This is a genomic window from Rhizobium sp. BR 250 (assembly GCF_047445855.1).
GTDB classification, from domain to species: domain Bacteria; phylum Pseudomonadota; class Alphaproteobacteria; order Rhizobiales; family Rhizobiaceae; genus Agrobacterium; species Agrobacterium tumefaciens_I.
Genome location: NZ_JARWKW010000001.1, coordinates 171490 through 188038, shown reverse-complemented (window position 1 = coordinate 188038; position 16549 = coordinate 171490). Strand labels below are relative to the sequence as shown.

The 16549-nt window shown below is 58.9% G+C and carries 16 protein-coding genes; 8 read left to right on the top strand and 8 right to left on the bottom strand.

The window, feature by feature from the left end; all coding sequences use genetic code 11:
* The first annotated feature begins 18 nt into the window (after positions 1-18).
* Positions 19-723, top strand: coding sequence for an SGNH/GDSL hydrolase family protein (locus tag QD336_RS00945; protein ID WP_499168902.1), 705 nt, complete (start codon positions 19-21; stop codon positions 721-723).
* On the opposite strand, the gene QD336_RS00940 is transcribed toward QD336_RS00945, so the two are convergent.
* Positions 715-1791, bottom strand: a complete 1077-nt coding sequence (locus tag QD336_RS00940; RefSeq protein WP_499168900.1) for an acyltransferase family protein — start codon at positions 1789-1791, stop codon at positions 715-717. The genes QD336_RS00945 and QD336_RS00940 overlap by 9 nt on opposite strands.
* A gap of 269 nt (positions 1792-2060) precedes the next feature.
* Between QD336_RS00940 and QD336_RS00935 the strand changes: the two genes are divergently transcribed.
* From QD336_RS00935 to QD336_RS00920, 4 genes are all read left to right on the top strand, one after another.
* Complete coding sequence (locus QD336_RS00935; protein WP_499168899.1) at positions 2061-3413, top strand: O-antigen ligase family protein; 1353 nt, start codon at positions 2061-2063, stop codon at positions 3411-3413.
* A 237-nt stretch (positions 3414-3650) separates the two neighbouring features.
* Positions 3651-3902, top strand: a complete 252-nt coding sequence (locus QD336_RS00930) for a hypothetical protein (protein ID WP_499168898.1) — start codon at positions 3651-3653, stop codon at positions 3900-3902.
* Positions 3903-4105: 203 nt separating this feature from the next.
* Positions 4106-4336, top strand: a complete 231-nt coding sequence (locus tag QD336_RS00925; RefSeq protein WP_269341245.1) for a hypothetical protein — start codon at positions 4106-4108, stop codon at positions 4334-4336.
* A 283-nt stretch (positions 4337-4619) separates the two neighbouring features.
* Positions 4620-4808, top strand: coding sequence for a hypothetical protein (locus QD336_RS00920; protein ID WP_269341244.1), 189 nt, complete (start codon positions 4620-4622; stop codon positions 4806-4808).
* A 140-nt stretch (positions 4809-4948) separates the two neighbouring features.
* Here QD336_RS00920 and QD336_RS00915 read toward each other — a convergent pair whose 3' ends face one another.
* Positions 4949-5197 (bottom strand): hypothetical protein, encoded by a 249-nt coding sequence (locus QD336_RS00915; protein WP_499168896.1) that lies wholly within the window; start codon positions 5195-5197, stop codon positions 4949-4951.
* 674 nt (positions 5198-5871) lie between these two features.
* Here QD336_RS00915 and QD336_RS00910 point away from each other — a divergent pair.
* The gene (locus QD336_RS00910; RefSeq protein ID WP_499168893.1) at positions 5872-6309 is read left to right on the top strand and encodes a PACE efflux transporter; all 438 of its coding nucleotides are present in this window, start codon (positions 5872-5874) and stop codon (positions 6307-6309) included.
* 30 nt (positions 6310-6339) lie between these two features.
* On the opposite strand, the gene QD336_RS00905 is transcribed toward QD336_RS00910, so the two are convergent.
* The 5 genes from QD336_RS00905 to QD336_RS00885 all read right to left on the bottom strand — a co-directional run bounded on the left by QD336_RS00905 (position 6340) and on the right by QD336_RS00885 (position 11416).
* Positions 6340-7305 carry an alpha/beta hydrolase family protein gene (locus tag QD336_RS00905; protein WP_499168892.1) on the bottom strand — a complete coding sequence of 322 codons (966 nt, stop codon included), beginning with the start codon at positions 7303-7305 and terminating at the stop codon, positions 6340-6342.
* Between the two features lie 100 nt (positions 7306-7405).
* Positions 7406-8011: an ABC-type transport auxiliary lipoprotein family protein gene (locus QD336_RS00900; RefSeq protein ID WP_499168891.1), complete on the bottom strand. Its 606-nt coding sequence runs from the start codon at positions 8009-8011 to the stop codon at positions 7406-7408.
* A 15-nt stretch (positions 8012-8026) separates the two neighbouring features.
* Positions 8027-9397, bottom strand: coding sequence for an MlaD family protein (locus tag QD336_RS00895; RefSeq protein WP_269341239.1), 1371 nt, complete (start codon positions 9395-9397; stop codon positions 8027-8029).
* A gap of 8 nt (positions 9398-9405) precedes the next feature.
* A complete protein-coding gene (locus QD336_RS00890) occupies positions 9406-10245 on the bottom strand; it encodes an ABC transporter ATP-binding protein (RefSeq protein ID WP_499168889.1) in 840 nt (279 codons plus the stop codon).
* Between the two features lie 10 nt (positions 10246-10255).
* The gene (locus QD336_RS00885) at positions 10256-11416 is read right to left on the bottom strand and encodes an ABC transporter permease (protein WP_269341237.1); all 1161 of its coding nucleotides are present in this window, start codon (positions 11414-11416) and stop codon (positions 10256-10258) included.
* 143 nt (positions 11417-11559) lie between these two features.
* Here QD336_RS00885 and dgcA point away from each other — a divergent pair, with 143 nt between their 5' ends.
* A complete protein-coding gene (gene dgcA / locus QD336_RS00880) occupies positions 11560-12543 on the top strand; it encodes an N-acetyl-D-Glu racemase DgcA (RefSeq protein WP_499168887.1) in 984 nt (327 codons plus the stop codon).
* Between the two features lie 494 nt (positions 12544-13037).
* Here the strand turns inward: dgcA and QD336_RS00875 are convergent, their stop codons facing one another.
* On the bottom strand, positions 13038-13874 hold the full coding sequence (locus QD336_RS00875) for a UDP-2,3-diacylglucosamine diphosphatase (protein ID WP_269341235.1): 837 nt from the start codon (positions 13872-13874) through the stop codon (positions 13038-13040).
* A gap of 228 nt (positions 13875-14102) precedes the next feature.
* Here QD336_RS00875 and QD336_RS00870 point away from each other — a divergent pair, with 228 nt between their 5' ends.
* Positions 14103-16418, top strand: coding sequence for an NADP-dependent malic enzyme (locus QD336_RS00870; protein ID WP_269341234.1), 2316 nt, complete (start codon positions 14103-14105; stop codon positions 16416-16418).
* Positions 16419-16549: the final 131 nt, after the last annotated feature.

Here is a 16549-nt window from a genome sequence, read left to right as displayed (position 1 = left end):
GTATAACGGATTTAACATATGAAGCCAAAAGCTTTTTTGCGCACCACCGCCGCAGCCGCGATGGGGAGCGCCATTTTCTTTTCCACCCCGGTTTCCGCAACATGCCTGCCCGAACAGGTTTCCTTGAAGCCGGGTTCGAAGATCGTTTTTGAAGGAGACAGCCTCACCTACGGCTTCGACGAAGCCGAGATGAACGGGGCACCGAAAATCAACAATGGATGGGCGAGAAGAAGCCGTACCCCCTACCCCGAAGAAGTGGGAAAATCCCTGCCCGGCGTCCAGATCGTAAACCATGGCTTCCCCGGAGACAGAAGCATTGACGGAATTAAACGGTGGGCTTCCTCCAGCAATGGCGACCTGACGGTACTAATGTACGGCACCAACGATGCCGGCAATTTCGGCAAACTGGAAAGAACCCTCACAACGCAAGAGTTTCATGCAAATCTGCAGAGCCTGATTGACCGCCGTATCTCGGCAGGCAGCAAGGTCATTCTTGTCACGCCTCCGCCGATCGCTGATAACGCGGTAGACGCGGGCGTGGAGCGATACCGGGACGTCGTCCGCAACACCGCGCAGGCAAGGAACATGGCTTTGGTCGAGGCGCCGCAGGCCCTGGCCGATGTTGCCACCAAATGGGTCGACGGCCTCCATCTCAGCCCCGCAGCCAATCAGTCCCTGGCAAAGGCGCTTGCAAAAAAGATCTGCCTGACAGTCTCACCTTAGCTGAACCGTCGCTTCGCCCCGGTTGGCGCGAAGCAGATAGATCGACAGCCATTTCCGCATGAGCTTATGCATTGGCGCCTCCAACAGACGCCACGACATAACCCCAACCAGCAAAATCAGCCCCAGCCCGCCTATCAATGTCATCGCCGCAAAGATCACGGGGAAATCGACAAAACGGGACGCAATTTTCGATACGAGATGCAGGACGAGAGGATGCGTGAGATATATCGCATAGCTCGCCGAGCCAATTGTGATGAGGAACGGATAATCAAGGGTCCGGCCTTGCCGCTCCAGAGCGATCAGCACAAGGATTATGAGACTTCCGCCCACACCCCATGTCAGCGGCCTGATGAAACCGTCCAACTGCGGTATCGGCGTGATGTCCGGCAGCACAATCAACAATATCCCCGCCAATATCCCTCCAATTGACACGGAAGCGGGAAGGCGTTGCAGATCGGCCCTCATGGAAAGGCGCGCGAGCCAGATGCCGAACACGAAATCCAGCATGATCGGCCTGGTGTAAAACCAGGCAGACGTGGAATTTTCTATCCTCAGGACAAACGGCAGCAGGACCAATGCGAGAATGATGCCCGTTACCATGACGGAAGCGCGGACCCTGTCCTTCAAACTTACAAATGCACCAAAAATGAAGTAGAAAAAGACCTCATAGATCAGGGTCCAGCCCACATAGACTATCGGCTGATACAGCCCATCGCGCTCGACAGGCAGAAACAGATACGACCGCAAGACAAGATCGAATGGCAGATCAACCACCCCGATAGGCTTCATCCCCGCAAGATAAGCGAGGCATATTACAGTCGTTATCGCCCAATAGAGGGGAGCAATTCGCGCTATTCTGTGGAAATAAAATACCAGTGGCGTCAGCTTCGATTGCTCGGTGGTCAACACCATAAGAAATCCGGACAGAACAAAAAATATGTCAACGCCGGCATTACCAGAAACCAGCATGGGGAAATTGTCATATACCTGACGCATTTCTGGGCCGATGTGGACATATACGACCATCAGCGCCGCGACAGCCCTAAGGACATGGAGATTCTTAATCAAAATCGCCTCTTAGCTTAAATAAATTAAATACCCATCTGGTCGTAGACCACGCATTCGGTATATTAGTTTTTTATTTACAATAAAATATTGGGACAAAATGAATATTGCGCTGACGCCGACATGTCGGAAATCGATGCGGATTTCACCCGCTTACGAATGAACAAAGAAAAAATATTCTCTAATTTAGCTTGATGACGTTCTTATAAATAATTGAGAGATTCAATCTCGTGCAACAATCTAAGCACCACAATCGACGGCTGGCAAGCAGGATGCCCGCATTCGTCAACGCCATGCCCTACTATCCCGGCAGGATAGTCGGCCCCAGATTTCTGATCCAGTGTTTCGTCCTGGCTTTTGGTTTCTTTTCACAGCTCAACGTGATCCCGACCGCCTTCGGTGTTCCTTTTTTAAGAATTACCGACATCATCGTCATAACCACGCTGCCCATCATTTATCTGGTCTACATCAGAATAATCAACTCCACACTTTTCCTGATCCACACGACGCCCATAGTCATGACATTGTTCATAGCTCTGCTATTGTCGTATAATCGAGCGGACGGAGAACATTATTCATCGATTTTTACGTTTTTATACATCCTGTATTTCCTGCCATTTACTTTCGCCCTACTCAAGGAGGATTGCCTTGAACTATTCTGCTGGGGCGTATTATTGGGTTTCGGCGCAACCGTCATGTGTCTGCTGTTCGATCTCTATAGCCCCTCTACCCTTTCGAGGTTCGGGCTGGCTCTCGAATTTGACTACCAGGCCGTGGCAGACGCCGCAGCAACGGGCGACGTCAATGCTTCACTGATACGTTTCGAGAAAGCCGGAGGCCTGTGGTCCCAGGGCAACGAGGCCGGGCCGGTATTTGCCCTTGCGGCGGCGGCGGCGGCATATCTGGCGGAAAAGCGCCGGAGTTTTCTTATATTTGCTTCGTTTTTTCTTCTCTACATAATTTCTTTCAGCGCCACATTGAACAGATCCGGCATGGGAACGGTCCTTCTGGTCTCGATCCTTTCCTACACCCACTCCCTGTCGAACAAAAAACTCAAGCTGACGGCCTTATACGCCGCCCTCGGCGCGTTCTTATTGTCGATCATTCTTCCGCTCGGTCTTTTCGGCTTGATCGAAGGCGCGGTTGCGAAACGGTTCGTTGAAGATGACAACGCAGCCTCCAACGTTTTCGACCGGCTGGAATCACTCGGATATGGTGTGCAGGTCGCGATGAATAGTCCGTTCGGCATAGGGCTTAGTGCCAGAGTGGCCGAAATGAACGCGCTTGGCCATTTCGGCAGCCCTCACAATGGCTTTATCTCGACAGCCTTCACGGCCGGCGTCCTCATCAGCATTTTCGTATTGGGCTCCGTCGCCTATCTCATATTCCGCCGCCGTAAGATCCGTTTTTTCCTCTACGTGGCAGTGACATTGACCTGCGGCTATCTTTTCGAAGAACTCGACGTCAATCCCGCCTTCATGTGTTGGGCAGGACTATTGATCGGCTACACGGCCCTGGATCTGGACTTCCGCCTGGTCAGGGGGCCCTCGATCTTGCGCAGAACTCTAAACCATTCCCCCGATGAATATCCGCAAAGAAGGTATGTGAGCATGGCACAGTCATAGTGGGGGGCGGAGAGACAAGCTCCTCATAATCCACAAATTTCCCAATAGATAACAAGTTATTGTGATGCTTATTTAAAGCATAGAATGAACCCTTGTTGCCTATGCGACCCGTTTCGCCTTCGGTAGAGCTCGCGCACAATGTCGTCGCCACCGCCGGCAGCGCAACGCCGCGTCCCACGAAGGATGAAATCGGCCTTCCACTGACGGCCTTTCCCCAAAGCTGTCTCAATCATCCTTATGATCGGGACCATGAGATTGATCGTCAACATATTGATTTTCGTCCTCGGCGCGGTCGGGAGCGGGGTATGTGCATTTTTATTGTCGGCGGCCTTGGCCGATTCCGGATTTCTCGGGTCCTGTTTTGAGGGAAATTGCGCCTATGCGGCGCTTTTCATGGTGCTGCCCGTCACCTGGTTCGTGATTTTTGCGCTTTATGTCATGGCGCTGCTGATCTGGAGGCGAAAGCCTTTTCGGAATAGAAGGCTCTGAAAATGCGTCTGGCGGGGTCATCGCCGCCGCAGGCTCGTTGACAGCCATCAAGACTTGCCGTTAACGTCCGCCTGCTGGGGGATTCGCTGCCAGTGATGTACGGGCCTTGTAGAGCATACCCGATATCACCGGCCTCTGAATGTGCATGTTCCGATTTGCGTTTCGCGTATGATGGGCATGACGGAAAACAGGGAGACCAAACGATGCGGGCCGCAATCAATTCCCCGTCGCTTTCGATCGACACCATGGACTACCAGGCCGAGTGTCAGTTCGCGCTAGAGCCTTCCATTCACGGGCTGATCGAAAAAGCGGAACATGCCGGCTGGAACCGCCAGCAGGCCGCCCTTGCCATCGTTGCACTCGCCAGCGAGTATCTCACCGACCTCATGTCCGCCGGCGGCCTTCCCGCGCCGGATCAACGTCCCCTCTCCTGACATCTTCGAGCCGGGGCGGATCAGCGCCCGCGCCGTCGAGACAATCATCGTAAAAATCGATCGAAGAGATCCGGAGCGTCCCTGTCGCCCGTCGGAAGCGTCGGCTTGCGCCGTAACAATGTTCCGGTGCGGCCGGTCCTGTGCGACGGGCAACACCCGGTGCAGCCGGTCGCACCCGGAGGCTTGTTATTCCACGGGCACATCGCTCGCCGGCCACCCTGCCACAGTGTTGACACAAGCCCCTAATAATGAGAACATAAAGTGAACATTATGGAGGTCAGCGATGAACACAGCAGACGTAACCATAGAAAATGCCCTTTCCGTCGTGGCCCGCTCGCGCGACATGCGTGAGCGCGCGCTTGAACGGCGCCGCGAACTGCAGCGGCGAACGGAAGTCATCATCACCCGGCCGCTCTATGTTCTCAAAAAGAACGAAGGGCCGAAGCAGCTGTCGCTCAAACTCGATAGCTAGTTGCCATGGAAATGCTGGAGAAGGCTCGCAAGGCAGGCCTCACCGCAAGACGTTCCTGCTTCCCGTTTTTCAAAAAGCGAAATCCCGTGCGGATCACCTCACGCACGGGATTTTCTGAATGAAGAGGTTGTTGTTCCGGGCTATTGCATGCGTTGCATTGCGGCCTCGGGCTCACCGGTCGTCGCAACCGCAGCCGGAAGGCGGTCGGTCTTTTTCAGGATGACGACGGGTTTGTCGACGGGGTCCGTCGGCGGCACGATGCTTGCGGTCTTGAATTCACGGTCTACGGCAGGAACGGAAGCGTTGATCTTTTCATGACCTGCGCATTCCGCAAGCGCTGCACTGGCGGAAAAACCAAAGACAGCGGCGATAATGAGAACTGATTTCATGTCATTCTCCCTTCGCTTTTGTGGCAATCTCCAGTCTAGGTGGAGACGCGCCGGATTGAAAATCACACTTTAGAGACATCTAAAGCTCATCATCATTTCGGCAGTCGTCATCGATGTGCAGCCAAGTGAAAGGGCACTGTCATCGCCCTATTTTTTCCGCACATCCAGCGGATTTCGGCAAAGCGGCCTGCGAAATATCATCGCCACGTAACTTCCCTTCAGGGAAATGAGGCTTGGCGTGTAAGTCGAAACCTTCGCCGTGTTGGCGGCCCTGATCGTTCTTCCTCCAGAGGAATTCTGCTGCATGGCACGCCTCCTTCCATGAGCGATAACGAAAAAGCACGGGTCTTGTTCCCGCAGCCTTCGCCCTTTCCCCAAGAGAGGCCAAGGCGCTGCCACTTGTTTCTTCTCCCCACCGGGGAGAAGGTGGCCCGAAGGGTCGGATGAGGGGGCTCGCTCAAGGGATATCTCTGCCCTCGCCCCCTCATCCCGCTGCCGCGACGTTCTCCCCCTCGAGGAGAAGAAACAAGCGGCACCATCCCCGTGACAGCGGCTGCCCTCAGCCCCAAGCTTGAAAATTCCGCCCAAAAGCTCTATATGCCTCAGCGCGAGGACGACCTCGGCCATATTGGCGACAGCATGCGGGACGGCCCGGTCACATACCGGAGAATGAAATGCGTTCCCTGCAAGATCGTATCCGCCACGCGCTCAGCTTTGAAATCATCGGCCTTCTGCTCGTCATCCCCTTGGGCGCGCTGCTCTTTGGCATGCCGATGGAAGATATCGGTATCGTCGGCCTCGTCAGCGCCACGCTCGCCACGATCTGGAACTATGTCTACAATCTTGGCTTTGACCATGCCATGCAGCGGCTGAAGGGCACGACGTTGAAGACCCCGGCCATCCGGGTCGCCCACGCCGTGTTGTTCGAGCTCGGCCTCCTGATCGTGCTGATGCCCTTCATCGCCTGGTATCTGAATATCAGCCTTGCCCACGCGCTGGTGATGGATATCTCGTTTGCGCTGTTTTACGTGGCCTATGCTTTTGTCTTCAACTGGAGCTACGACCGGGTTTTCCCGCTGCCGGAATGGCAATCGCAGCAGGACGCCGCCTGATCGACGGCTTCCGCGTCCGCCAAGAGCGGTTCAGCGCAGCGACGCCTTGAAGAAACTGACGACATCGGCGTTAAAACCGCGATGGAACTCCGCCCGATCGAAGTCCGCCGCGTCGCTGCAAATCTGGGGCGCGGCTTTTGCCATCTCCGGCGGGCAAGGGGCAATGAACGAAAAATGCCCTGCCCCTTTCACCATCCGATAATCCGGTTTCACCGGCAGATCGTCGCGCAGCCTTGCAATATCCTGCGGCACAACCCCATCGCCGCCCTGTTCCGAACTCCACAGCTGGACGGGGATCGCGATGGCCTTCAGGTCGCCCGCGCCGGGAAAGGCATTCAACGGGTCGGCAACGACCACAGCCTTCACGCGCCTGTCCTGACCACCGTGCTGCGGCAACGCCGTCTTCTGCCGCATCTGCGTGCAAATCGGCGCCTGCGGGTCAGGACAGGGCAGCCCGGCATTGGCAAAATCGGGAATGCCGCCGGCAAGCACCAGCGCTGTATAACCGCCACGCGAAAATCCGAAGACGCCGATCCGCCCGGCATCGATGGAACCGGCTTCGCTCCAGCCTGCGAGCAGATGATCCAGCACTCGGGCAATATCCGCCGGCCGGCTCGTCAGCGCGGAAAGTTCACCCGCCTTCTTCATCTCAAGCGCGTTGTCTCCGGGGTGATTGATCGCCGCGACAATGAAGCCGGCATCCGCCAGCGCCGCCGCCGTGTCGCGATGGCTGAAATAGGTGCCGCCAAAGCCATGGGAGATGACAACGAGCGGATATTTCCCGTGAGGGATCGGGCAATCCCGCACGGCGGGCAAAAGGAAGGGGCCGATCCTGACCTCTCCCGGCGCGGCCGCGCAGGGCGACCACACCGCAGCCTTCATGGCGGCTTTGCCATTCGCGGCTGGAACATCGACCAACCGGAGACCGGCCGCCGTGGCGGCATCCGTTCCGGACAGTGCGGAAAGCATAAGGCAAAGCAGCAGCAGAAATCGCATCACGAACTCACGGATCGGCAACATTACGCATAAACCGATCGGCGACCGGTCCTGCGCAAACATAAAGCGGTTTCTCGTGACGGCAATGACTGCCGGGCGCTTAAAGCGATTTCAGCGTCCAGGCCACGATGTCGCGGGTGGCGGCGGCAAAGGCCTGGTCGAGCGCCTTGACGAAATTGGCGTTGCCGGAACCGCTGACGCGGGCGCTGGCGCGGAACACTTCCTGCGCCTTCACCGTGCCGTTGCGGTCGTTCAGGAGCTTCACCGACATTTCGATATTGGCGATGTTCCTTGCCGTATCGATTTCGAAGGCGCGGATATCGGTCACGACCTGATAATCGATAGCCAGCCCCTGCCCCGGCCGGCCGACGCCGCCGAGCTTGCCGGTATCCTCGAAGGCTTCCACTAGCTTGGATTGCACCATGCGCGGCAGGCGGTCGCTCCATTGCGAATTGCCGAGATATTGCACTTCCGAGCCGGAAAGCCGCACCACGATGTTTTCGCTATCGAGCGCCTTCAGGGCGGTCGGATCGGCGATCAGCAATTGCCGGCTCTTCAGCGAGGGCCCCTGCGCTACCGCCGCCGAGGATACGGAAAGATCGAAGGTATCGTTCGTCGGCGCACCTGCACAGCCTGCCATCAAGGCGGCAAATAGCGGAGCCAGAAGGAGGGCGCGGCGTTTTTGGCCGTTCATCGATAGTCTCATTGGCCGATACCCCTCTTAGCGCCTTGTTCTGCCATCATATTGTTTCACGGTTTCGCCGCCGAAAATCAACCGCTGCGGATCGCGGTCGATATTGGTGATGGCATTGTTGAGATTGTCGACAGTGACCCGCGTGCTGCCGATCAGCGCCTGGAAATCTTTCAGGCCGGAGCTGGAGAAGCGGGTCAGATTGTCGGCAATCGGCCCGATGCGGGCATTGAGATTGTCGGCCACCGCCTTGAAGGAGGTCAGCGTCTCGCGCGCCTTGGCAAACAGGGAATTGGCATCGTCAGTGCCAAGCATGCCATCCACCCTGGCGAGAATGCCATCGACACGGCTGGAGGCAAGGTTCAGCTTGCGGCCCATCTCGGTGAAGTCGGAAACCGCCTGATCGATATCGGCGCGGCGCGCACCCACATCATCGGCAATCCGCTTGAAGTTCGCCACGGCGTCACGCGCATCGGCGGTCGCTGCGGAAACATCGCCCACCACGGTGCTGACCTTGGCGGGATCGACGGAAGCAAGAAGCTCATCCGCGCGCTTCACGACTGTCTGCACCTCGGTGCTCGCCGCCTCGAAATTGCGCGCCGTGCTCTGCACGGTTTCCATGATGCCCTGAATGTCGCTGGAGGCGGAAGCGACATCCTTCGTCACCTTGTCGACATTCGAAAGGATGGAATCGATCTTGCCGGCATCCACCGCCTTCACCAGATCTTCGATGGCCGTCAGCGTGCCGTCGAGGCGCACCGAGACCGATTGCACGGTGGTGGAAAGCGAGCTCAAGCTTGCAATGAAGTTCTTGATGCCGTCGGAATTGGCCGCCAGCGCATCGGAGAATTTCTCGGCATTACGCACCGTCTGCGTCAACGGGCCACGGGCATCCTGCACAAAGCCCTGCAATTCGCCGATCGCACCATCGGCGCGCTTCAGGATTTTATCAGCCGTGGCAAGCAGGTTGGTAACGCTGGAAAGATCGGCCGTCAGCTCGGCGGGAACGCCACTTTCGACGGCTTTCTGCAGAATGCGCTCGCCATCCTTGTTGCCGCCGGAAAGCTCGATATAGGCGGCACCGGTCAGGCCCTGAATTTCAAGCACGGCGCGAGTAGACGGAAAAACCGGCGCATCCGCCTGCACTTCAGTAAAGGCGATGGAATAGGCCGGGTCATCGCGGTCGATGGCAAGGCCACGCACGGTGCCGACGGGAATGCCGTTGAAGCGCACGGGAGAACCTACGGAAAGGCCATTCGCAGAGCCCGGAATGCGCACGACAAGCTGCGCGGTCGGACCGCCACGGCCGAATTCCGCCATCCAGTAAACGAAGCCGAATGCGGCGGCGATCACGATCAGCGTGAAAATTCCGACTATGGTGTAGTTCGCCTTGGTTTCCATGCTTCTCGTTACTCCACCGGATTTTCATGTTTGCCGTCCGGAAGAACGACAGAGCGCGCCCGTTTGCCGCGGAAATAGGACTGCACCCACGGGTCGTCGCAGGCGAACATGTCCTGCAATGTCCCTTCCACCAGCACCTTCTTCTGGCCGAGAACCGCGATGCGGTCACAGACGGAGAACAGGCTGTCGAGGTCGTGCGTCACCATATAAACGGTCAGGCCGAGCGAATCACGCAAGCGCGAAATCAGCATATCAAATTCCGCCGCCCCGATGGGATCGAGGCCGGATGTCGGCTCATCGAGGAAGACGAGGTCGGGATCGAGCGACAATGCCCGGGCAAGGGCCGCACGCTTGATCATGCCGCCGGAAAGCTCCGACGGGTATTTGTCGCCGGCATCGGGCTTCAGGCCGACCATCTCGATCTTGAGGTAGGCAAGCTCGTCCATCAGCTTCTTCGGCAGGTCCAGATATTCCCGCATCGGCAGCTGGATGTTTTCCTTCACCGTCAGGCCGGAAAACAGCGCGCCCTGCTGGAACAACACGCCGAGCCGCTGGTCGAGCATCATGCGGTCGTCTTCGCTTGCCCTGTCGTAGTCAGTGCCGAGAATGCGGATCGCACCCGCCTGCCGCGGCAGGAGCCGCAAGATCGCCCGCATCAACACGGATTTGCCAGCACCAGAGGGGCCGATAAAGCCGAGGATTTCACCGCGATAGACATCGAGGTCGAGATTTTCGAGCACGTTCCGGCCGTTGAAACCGACGGTCACGCCCTCGACGGAAAGCACCACCTCTTTGCCGTCTTTTCCGGTTCTGGTCTGCTGCTGCGGTGTCTGGTCCTGTTTCTCCAACGCGGCCCCCTTAAAAATCGATGGCTGCGTAGAAGATGGCGAAAAGGCCATCCACCAGAATGACGACGAAGATCGACTTCACCACCGAGGAGGTGACGTGCTGGCCGAGCGATTCCGCCGAGCCGCCCACCTTCATGCCCTCCACCGCCGCGACGATGCCGATGATGAGCGCCATGAATGGCGCCTTGATCATGCCCGCAGCGATGGTCGATTCCTCCACCGCGCCGTGCAGGCGCGACAGGAACACCTCAAACGTGATGCCGGAATAAAGCAGCGCCACGACGGCCGCGCCGAAAAGGGCGGCGAAATTGGCGAGAATGGTCAAAAGCGGCAGCGCGATGGTCAGCGCCACCAGCCGCGGAAACACCAGCACGCCCACCGGGTTAAGCCCGATGACCTTCAGCGCGTCGATTTCCTCGCGCATCTTCATCGAGCCTATTTCCGCCGTGATGGCGCTGCCGGAACGGCCGGCGATCATGATCGCGGTGAGCAGAACGCCGATTTCACGCAATTGCAGAATGCCAACGAGATCGACGACGAAGACTTCAGCACCGAAGTATCTGAGCTGGAACGCGCCCTGCTGGGCGATGATCGCACCGATCAGGAACGACATCAGCATGATGATCGGCACGGCGCGCACGCCCATATGGTCGATCTGGTTGACGATCGCCGCCGGCGACACGCCACGCCCGCGCCCGAGCTTCATCTGGGCGCCACGCACTGCGGAGCCGAGAATATACATGCCCGCCAGAAAATCCGCGCCGTTCTGGATGACGGCCTTGCCAACAGGCGCGAAGATACGTTCGACCAGCCCCTCGCGGGCGGCGGGTTCGACCTCCATATCCACCTTTTCGGGCAACTGGCCGATGACCTCCTGGATACGGTCATTGCCCGTCACCGTCACGGTGGCGCCGTTTTTCTCGAGGTCTTTCCGCAGACGCTGGATGATCCACGCACCCGTCGTATCGATTGCCTCGACGGAAGAAAGATCGATCTCCACCGGGCCGGCGGATCTGGTTCTTTCGATCTTTTCGAGAGTGTGGAAAACGCCGGAGAGATTGCTGTTGCGCCACGAGCCGCTCATGACATAACGCAAGCCGCCGCCGGAGACGGTGTCGCCTTCGGTGATTGCGGCCGGGTTCGCCTGTTGCCGTGGGTCCTGTTCTTGCATAATGCTCCGAGCGAGTGCAGCCGTCACGAGAATCTTAAAGGTTTCATAACGTTTCGGTCTCCGGCAGGCCACAGTGACCGCCGACAATTCGTGATAAATTTGGCGTCATGTGTCTTTTGCCGCCCAATCAGAAGTGAAAAAACATGCCCCGTTACCTTCAAGCCACAACAGACCGTTTCCCCGTCGCCGGCAGCTTCACCATCTCACGCGGCACCCGCACGCATGCGGATGTCGTAACGTGCACCATCCGCGATGGTTCCTTCGCCGGCAAAGGCGAATGTGTGCCCTATCCGCGTTACGGTGAAAGCATCGAAGGCGTCATTGCCGATATCGAGGCGATGGCAGCGCGGATCGCCGGCGGCCTGACACGGCAGGAGTTGCAGCAGGTGATGAAACCGGGTGCCGCCCGCAATGCCGTCGATTGCGCGCTGTGGGACCTCGAAGCGAAGATGAGCGGCAAGAGTGCCGCCGAGCAGGTTCTCGGGCAGACGGCTGAACCACTCGTCACCGCCTATACGATTTCGCTTGCCGACCCCGACACCATGGCCGCGAAGACCGCCGAGAATGCCGCCCGCCCACTCCTGAAGATCAAGACCGGCACCGCCGATGACGAAGCCCGCCTGCGGGCCGTGCGCGCCGCAGCGCCCGAGGCGCGCATCATCATCGATGCGAACGAAGGTTGGAACGACGGGAATATCGAATATTACCTGGGACTGGCCGCCGAACTGAAGATATCGCTGATCGAACAGCCCCTGCCCGCCGGCAAGGACGCCATCCTCGCCCGCATCGACCATCCCGTGCTGATCTGCGCCGACGAAAGCGTGCATTCGACGAGAGACCTCGCCGGCCTGCGCGACCGTTATGACGCGATCAACATCAAGCTCGACAAGACCGGCGGCCTGACGGAAGCGCTTGTCATGAAGGCGGAAGCAGAACGGCTCGGCTTCACCATCATGGTCGGCTGCATGCTCGGCACCTCGCTCGGCATGGCACCTGCCGTGCTGGCCGCTCAAGGCGCGACCTTTGCCGATCTCGACGGGCCGCTGCTGCTGGCTGAGGACCGGCAGCCCGGCTTGGTCTATGAGGGCTCGTTGGTTTATCCGGCGCGGCCGGAATTGTGGGGGTAAACCCAGAATATCGGAGGGAAAGGGATGCAAACGTCGCGGCTGGTTTCTTCTCCCCGCCGGGGAGAAGGTGGCCCGAAGGATCGGATGAGGGAACTCGCTCTCCGGATATCTCCACCCTCGCCCCCTCATCCCACTGCCGCGGACTTCTCCCCCTCGGGGAAAAGAAACAAGCGGTGACAGCTCGCTCCATATGAGCTAGCTGCGGTTCGTCTATGAAGACGCTGATTTGTCCGGCCCGGCCGGAATTATGGGAGTGGTGGTAACGTTCGGGTTTCGCGTGCAAACACTGCGCCGACCGTCAAAGCGGTCCATGCAGCATCACATCAAGACGACCACCCACTTTGCCGCAGATTCAGCGTCATCCTCGGGCTTGTCCCGAGGATCTATCCACGTCGCGTAAAATCGATCGGTTGCCGATCCTCGGGACAAGCCCGAGGATGACGACAGAGAGTGGGGCCACGCCTGGCGATGAACCGCCCCCGTCAAGCAGCAATTCAAGCCGCGTGCTTGCCGATCAGACCCGGGATTTCCACCGGCTCCATTTCTCCCGAAACATGTTCGGAAGCACCGCTCGTCTGCATCCAGGTGATCAGCTCGAAGCTGCCATCGGCATTTTCGGCAATCGCCGTGCAGCTTTCCACCCAGTCGCCGGTATTGATGTAGCGAATGCCGTCCATGTCCTCCATCACCGCATGGTGAATATGGCCACAGATGACGCCGTCGACATTGTTGCGGCGCGCCTCGTCGGCCACCACGCGCTGGAATTCGCCGATGAAGTTGACCGCGTGCTTGACCTGCAGCTTGGCCCAGGCCGAAAACGACCAGTAAGGCAGGCCGATGCGGCGGCGCACGGCGGCGATGGCGATGTTGATGGCGATGGCCGCGTCATAGGCCCAGTCGCCAAGATAGGCGAGCAGGCGGGCATTGCGCACCACCACGTCGAACTCGTCGCCATGGATGATGAGGTATTTCTTGCCGTCGGCCGCCTCGTGGATCATGCGCTCGGCCACTTCGATGCCGCCGAAATGCATGCCGGGGAATTCCCGCAGGAATTCATCGTGATTGCCGGGAATATAGACGATGCGCGTGCCCTTGCGGGCCTTGCGCAGCAGCTTCTGCACCACGTCGTTGCAGCCCTGCGGCCAGTACCAGCTGCGGCGCAGGCGCCAGCCGTCGACGATGTCGCCCACGAGAATGATCGTCTCGGCCTCGTGATATTTCAGGAAGTCGAGCAGATAGTCCGTCTTGGCCGCCTTGGAGCCGAGATGAACATCCGAAATGAAAAGCGTTCTGAACTGTCTGGTTTCGATTTGACCGGCCACGGATTTCATCCCCCTGTTCGGTTGCGTCCCTGCGGCTTTCTTACCTCTCAGAACCAGACTCGTGTTGCAGCAACATGACAGACGCCGGTTTTTATAGGGAATATGACGAAAGCCTTCACGAAAACGCGAATAAGCCGTGGCCGCATTTGCATAAGATGCCCGTAAATAACGGCTGTACCGCAGGGAAGTTTGTTGTATTCAGAGGGCCGGAATTGAACCAGACATGACGGTGGAAGAATGACCTCTCACGATAAGAACAACACGCCCGCCAACACGGCAAAGGCCGACATCGAGGAACAGGCGCTCTTTTTCCACCGCTATCCGCGCCCCGGCAAGCTGGAAATCCAGGCCACCAAGCCACTCGGCAACCAGCGCGATCTCGCGCTCGCCTATTCGCCGGGTGTTGCCGCCCCCTGCCTCGCCATCCATGAAAACCCGGAAACCGCAGCGGAATATACCGCCCGCGCCAATCTCGTCGCCGTCATCTCCAACGGTACGGCGGTGCTCGGCCTCGGCAATATCGGCCCGCTTGCTTCCAAGCCCGTCATGGAAGGCAAGGCCGTCCTCTTCAAGAAATTCGCGGGCATCGACGTCTTCGATATCGAGATCGACGCCCCCGGCATCAATGACATGGTGTCGACCATTTCGGCGCTGGAGCCCACCTTCGGCGGTATCAACCTTGAGGATATCAAGGCGCCGGAATGTTTCGAGGTGGAACGCCAGCTGCGCGAGAAGATGAATATCCCCGTCTTCCACGACGACCAGCACGGCACCGCGATCATCGTTGCCGCCGCCGTCACCAATGCGCTGGAACTGGCGGGCAAGTCGCTCGCGAGCGTCAAGATCGTCGCCTCCGGCGCGGGTGCTGCTGCCCTTGCCTGCCTCAACCTGCTCGTCGCCATGGGCGCGAAAAAGGAAAACATCTGGGTCCATGACATTGAAGGCCTCGTTTATGACGGCCGCAACACGCTGATGGACGAGTGGAAGGAAGTCTACGCCCAGAAGACCGACAAGCGCGTGCTGGCTGAGTCCATCGACGGCGCCGATGTCTTCCTCGGCCTTTCGGCCGCCGGCGTGCTGAAGCCGGAACTGCTGGAGCGCATGGCGGAAAATCCGCTGATCCTCGCACTCGCCAACCCCAATCCCGAGATAATGCCGGAGGCGGCGCGTGCGGCCCGTCCGGATGCGATGATCTGCACCGGCCGTTCGGACTTCCCGAACCAGGTGAACAACGTTCTCTGCTTCCCCTATATCTTCCGCGGCGCGCTGGATTGCGGCGCGACGACCATCAACGAAGAAATGAAGATGGCCGCCGTGCAGGCCATCGCCGAGCTTGCCCGCGAGGAAGTTTCCGAAGTGGCCGCCAGGGCCTATAGCGGCGAAACGCCGGTCTTCGGCCCGAACTATCTCATTCCCTCGCCCTTCGATCCACGCCTCATCCTGCGCATCGCGCCGGCCGTTGCCCGTGCCGCCGCCGCAAGCGGTGTCGCCGCCCGGCCGATCACCGATTTCGAAGCCTATCTCGACCAGCTGAACCGTTTCGTCTGGCGCTCGGGCTTCATCATGAAGCCGGTCTTTAACGCCGCCAAGGCCGCCGAAAAGAAGCGCATCATCTTTGCCGAAGGCGAAGACGAGCGCGTGCTGCGTGCCGCCCAGGTGCTGCTTGAAGAAGGCACCGGCATTCCGATCCTCATCGGCCGTCCGCAGATCATCGAAACGCGCCTGAAGCGCTTCGGCCTGCGCATCCGCCCGCATGCAGATTTCGCGGTGGTCAATCCGGAAGACGATCCGCGTTACCGTGACTATGTCGATGATTATTTCGCCCTTGTCGGCCGCGCCGGCATCAACCCGGAAGCGGCGCGTACCATCGTGCGCACCAACTCCACCGTCATCGGCGCGCTTTCGGTGAAGCGTGGCGAAGCGGATGCGCTGATCTGCGGCATCGAAGGCCGCTACGACCGCCACCTGCGCGACGTGAACCAGATCATTGGCAAGCAGGAAGGCGTGCGTTCCTTTGCGGGCCTCAGCCTGCTCATCACCCAGCAGGGCGCGCTGTTCCTCACCGATACTTTCGTGAACTATGACCCGACCTCCGAGGAAGTGGCGGAAATGGCCATTCTCGCGGCCAAGGAAATCCGCCGCTTCGGCATCACGCCGAAGGTGGCACTCGCCAGCCACTCCAATTTCGGCTCGCGCGATTCCGAAAGCGCCCGCAAGATGCGCCGCGCCCTGAAGATCGTGCAGGAAGCCGCACCGGAACTGGAAGTGGACGGCGAAATGCAGGGCGGCTCGGCGCTGTCGGAAGCGCTGCGCAAGCGCGCCATGCCGAACAGCGTGCTGACGGGTGAAGCGAACCTGCTGGTCTTCCCGAACCTTGATGCCGCCAACATCACGCTCGGCGTCACCCGCACGCTGACGGAGGGCCTGCATGTGGGCCCGATCCTGCTCGGCACTGCCCTGCCCGCCCATATCCTGTCGCCCAGCGTCACCTCGCGCGGCGTCGTCAACATGGCGGCCTTTGCCGTGGTGCAGGCCTCGCACCCTTCGGTGTGATAGAGGCCGCATTAACGCAATTTTGAACAGGCTGTTGCCGCATTGCGGCAACAGCTTATGTTATCTTCCTGAAACACGGATTTCGTGAAGTATAACGCCCCTGCCACCGGCCGGGGACATCGAACGGATCG

What these genes read in the sequence shown, in the direction of transcription:
- QD336_RS00945 (WP_499168902.1), top strand. Translation starts at nt 19, where the DNA reads ATGAAGCCAAAAGCTTTTTTGCGCACCACCGCCGCAGCCGCGATGGGG.
- QD336_RS00935 (WP_499168899.1), top strand. Translation starts at nt 2,061, where the DNA reads ATGCCCGCATTCGTCAACGCCATGCCCTACTATCCCGGCAGGATAGTC.
- QD336_RS00930 (WP_499168898.1), top strand. Translation starts at nt 3,651, where the DNA reads ATGATCGGGACCATGAGATTGATCGTCAACATATTGATTTTCGTCCTC.
- QD336_RS00925 (WP_269341245.1), top strand. Translation starts at nt 4,106, where the DNA reads ATGCGGGCCGCAATCAATTCCCCGTCGCTTTCGATCGACACCATGGAC.
- QD336_RS00920 (WP_269341244.1), top strand. Translation starts at nt 4,620, where the DNA reads ATGAACACAGCAGACGTAACCATAGAAAATGCCCTTTCCGTCGTGGCC.
- QD336_RS00915 (WP_499168896.1), bottom strand. Translation starts at nt 5,197, where the DNA reads ATGAAATCAGTTCTCATTATCGCCGCTGTCTTTGGTTTTTCCGCCAGT.
- QD336_RS00910 (WP_499168893.1), top strand. Translation starts at nt 5,872, where the DNA reads ATGCGTTCCCTGCAAGATCGTATCCGCCACGCGCTCAGCTTTGAAATC.
- QD336_RS00905 (WP_499168892.1), bottom strand. Translation starts at nt 7,305, where the DNA reads ATGCGATTTCTGCTGCTGCTTTGCCTTATGCTTTCCGCACTGTCCGGA.
- QD336_RS00900 (WP_499168891.1), bottom strand. Translation starts at nt 8,011, where the DNA reads ATGAGACTATCGATGAACGGCCAAAAACGCCGCGCCCTCCTTCTGGCT.
- QD336_RS00895 (WP_269341239.1), bottom strand. Translation starts at nt 9,397, where the DNA reads ATGGAAACCAAGGCGAACTACACCATAGTCGGAATTTTCACGCTGATC.
- QD336_RS00885 (WP_269341237.1), bottom strand. Translation starts at nt 11,416, where the DNA reads ATGCAAGAACAGGACCCACGGCAACAGGCGAACCCGGCCGCAATCACC.
- dgcA (WP_499168887.1), top strand. Translation starts at nt 11,560, where the DNA reads ATGCCCCGTTACCTTCAAGCCACAACAGACCGTTTCCCCGTCGCCGGC.
- QD336_RS00875 (WP_269341235.1), bottom strand. Translation starts at nt 13,874, where the DNA reads ATGAAATCCGTGGCCGGTCAAATCGAAACCAGACAGTTCAGAACGCTT.
- QD336_RS00870 (WP_269341234.1), top strand. Translation starts at nt 14,103, where the DNA reads ATGACCTCTCACGATAAGAACAACACGCCCGCCAACACGGCAAAGGCC.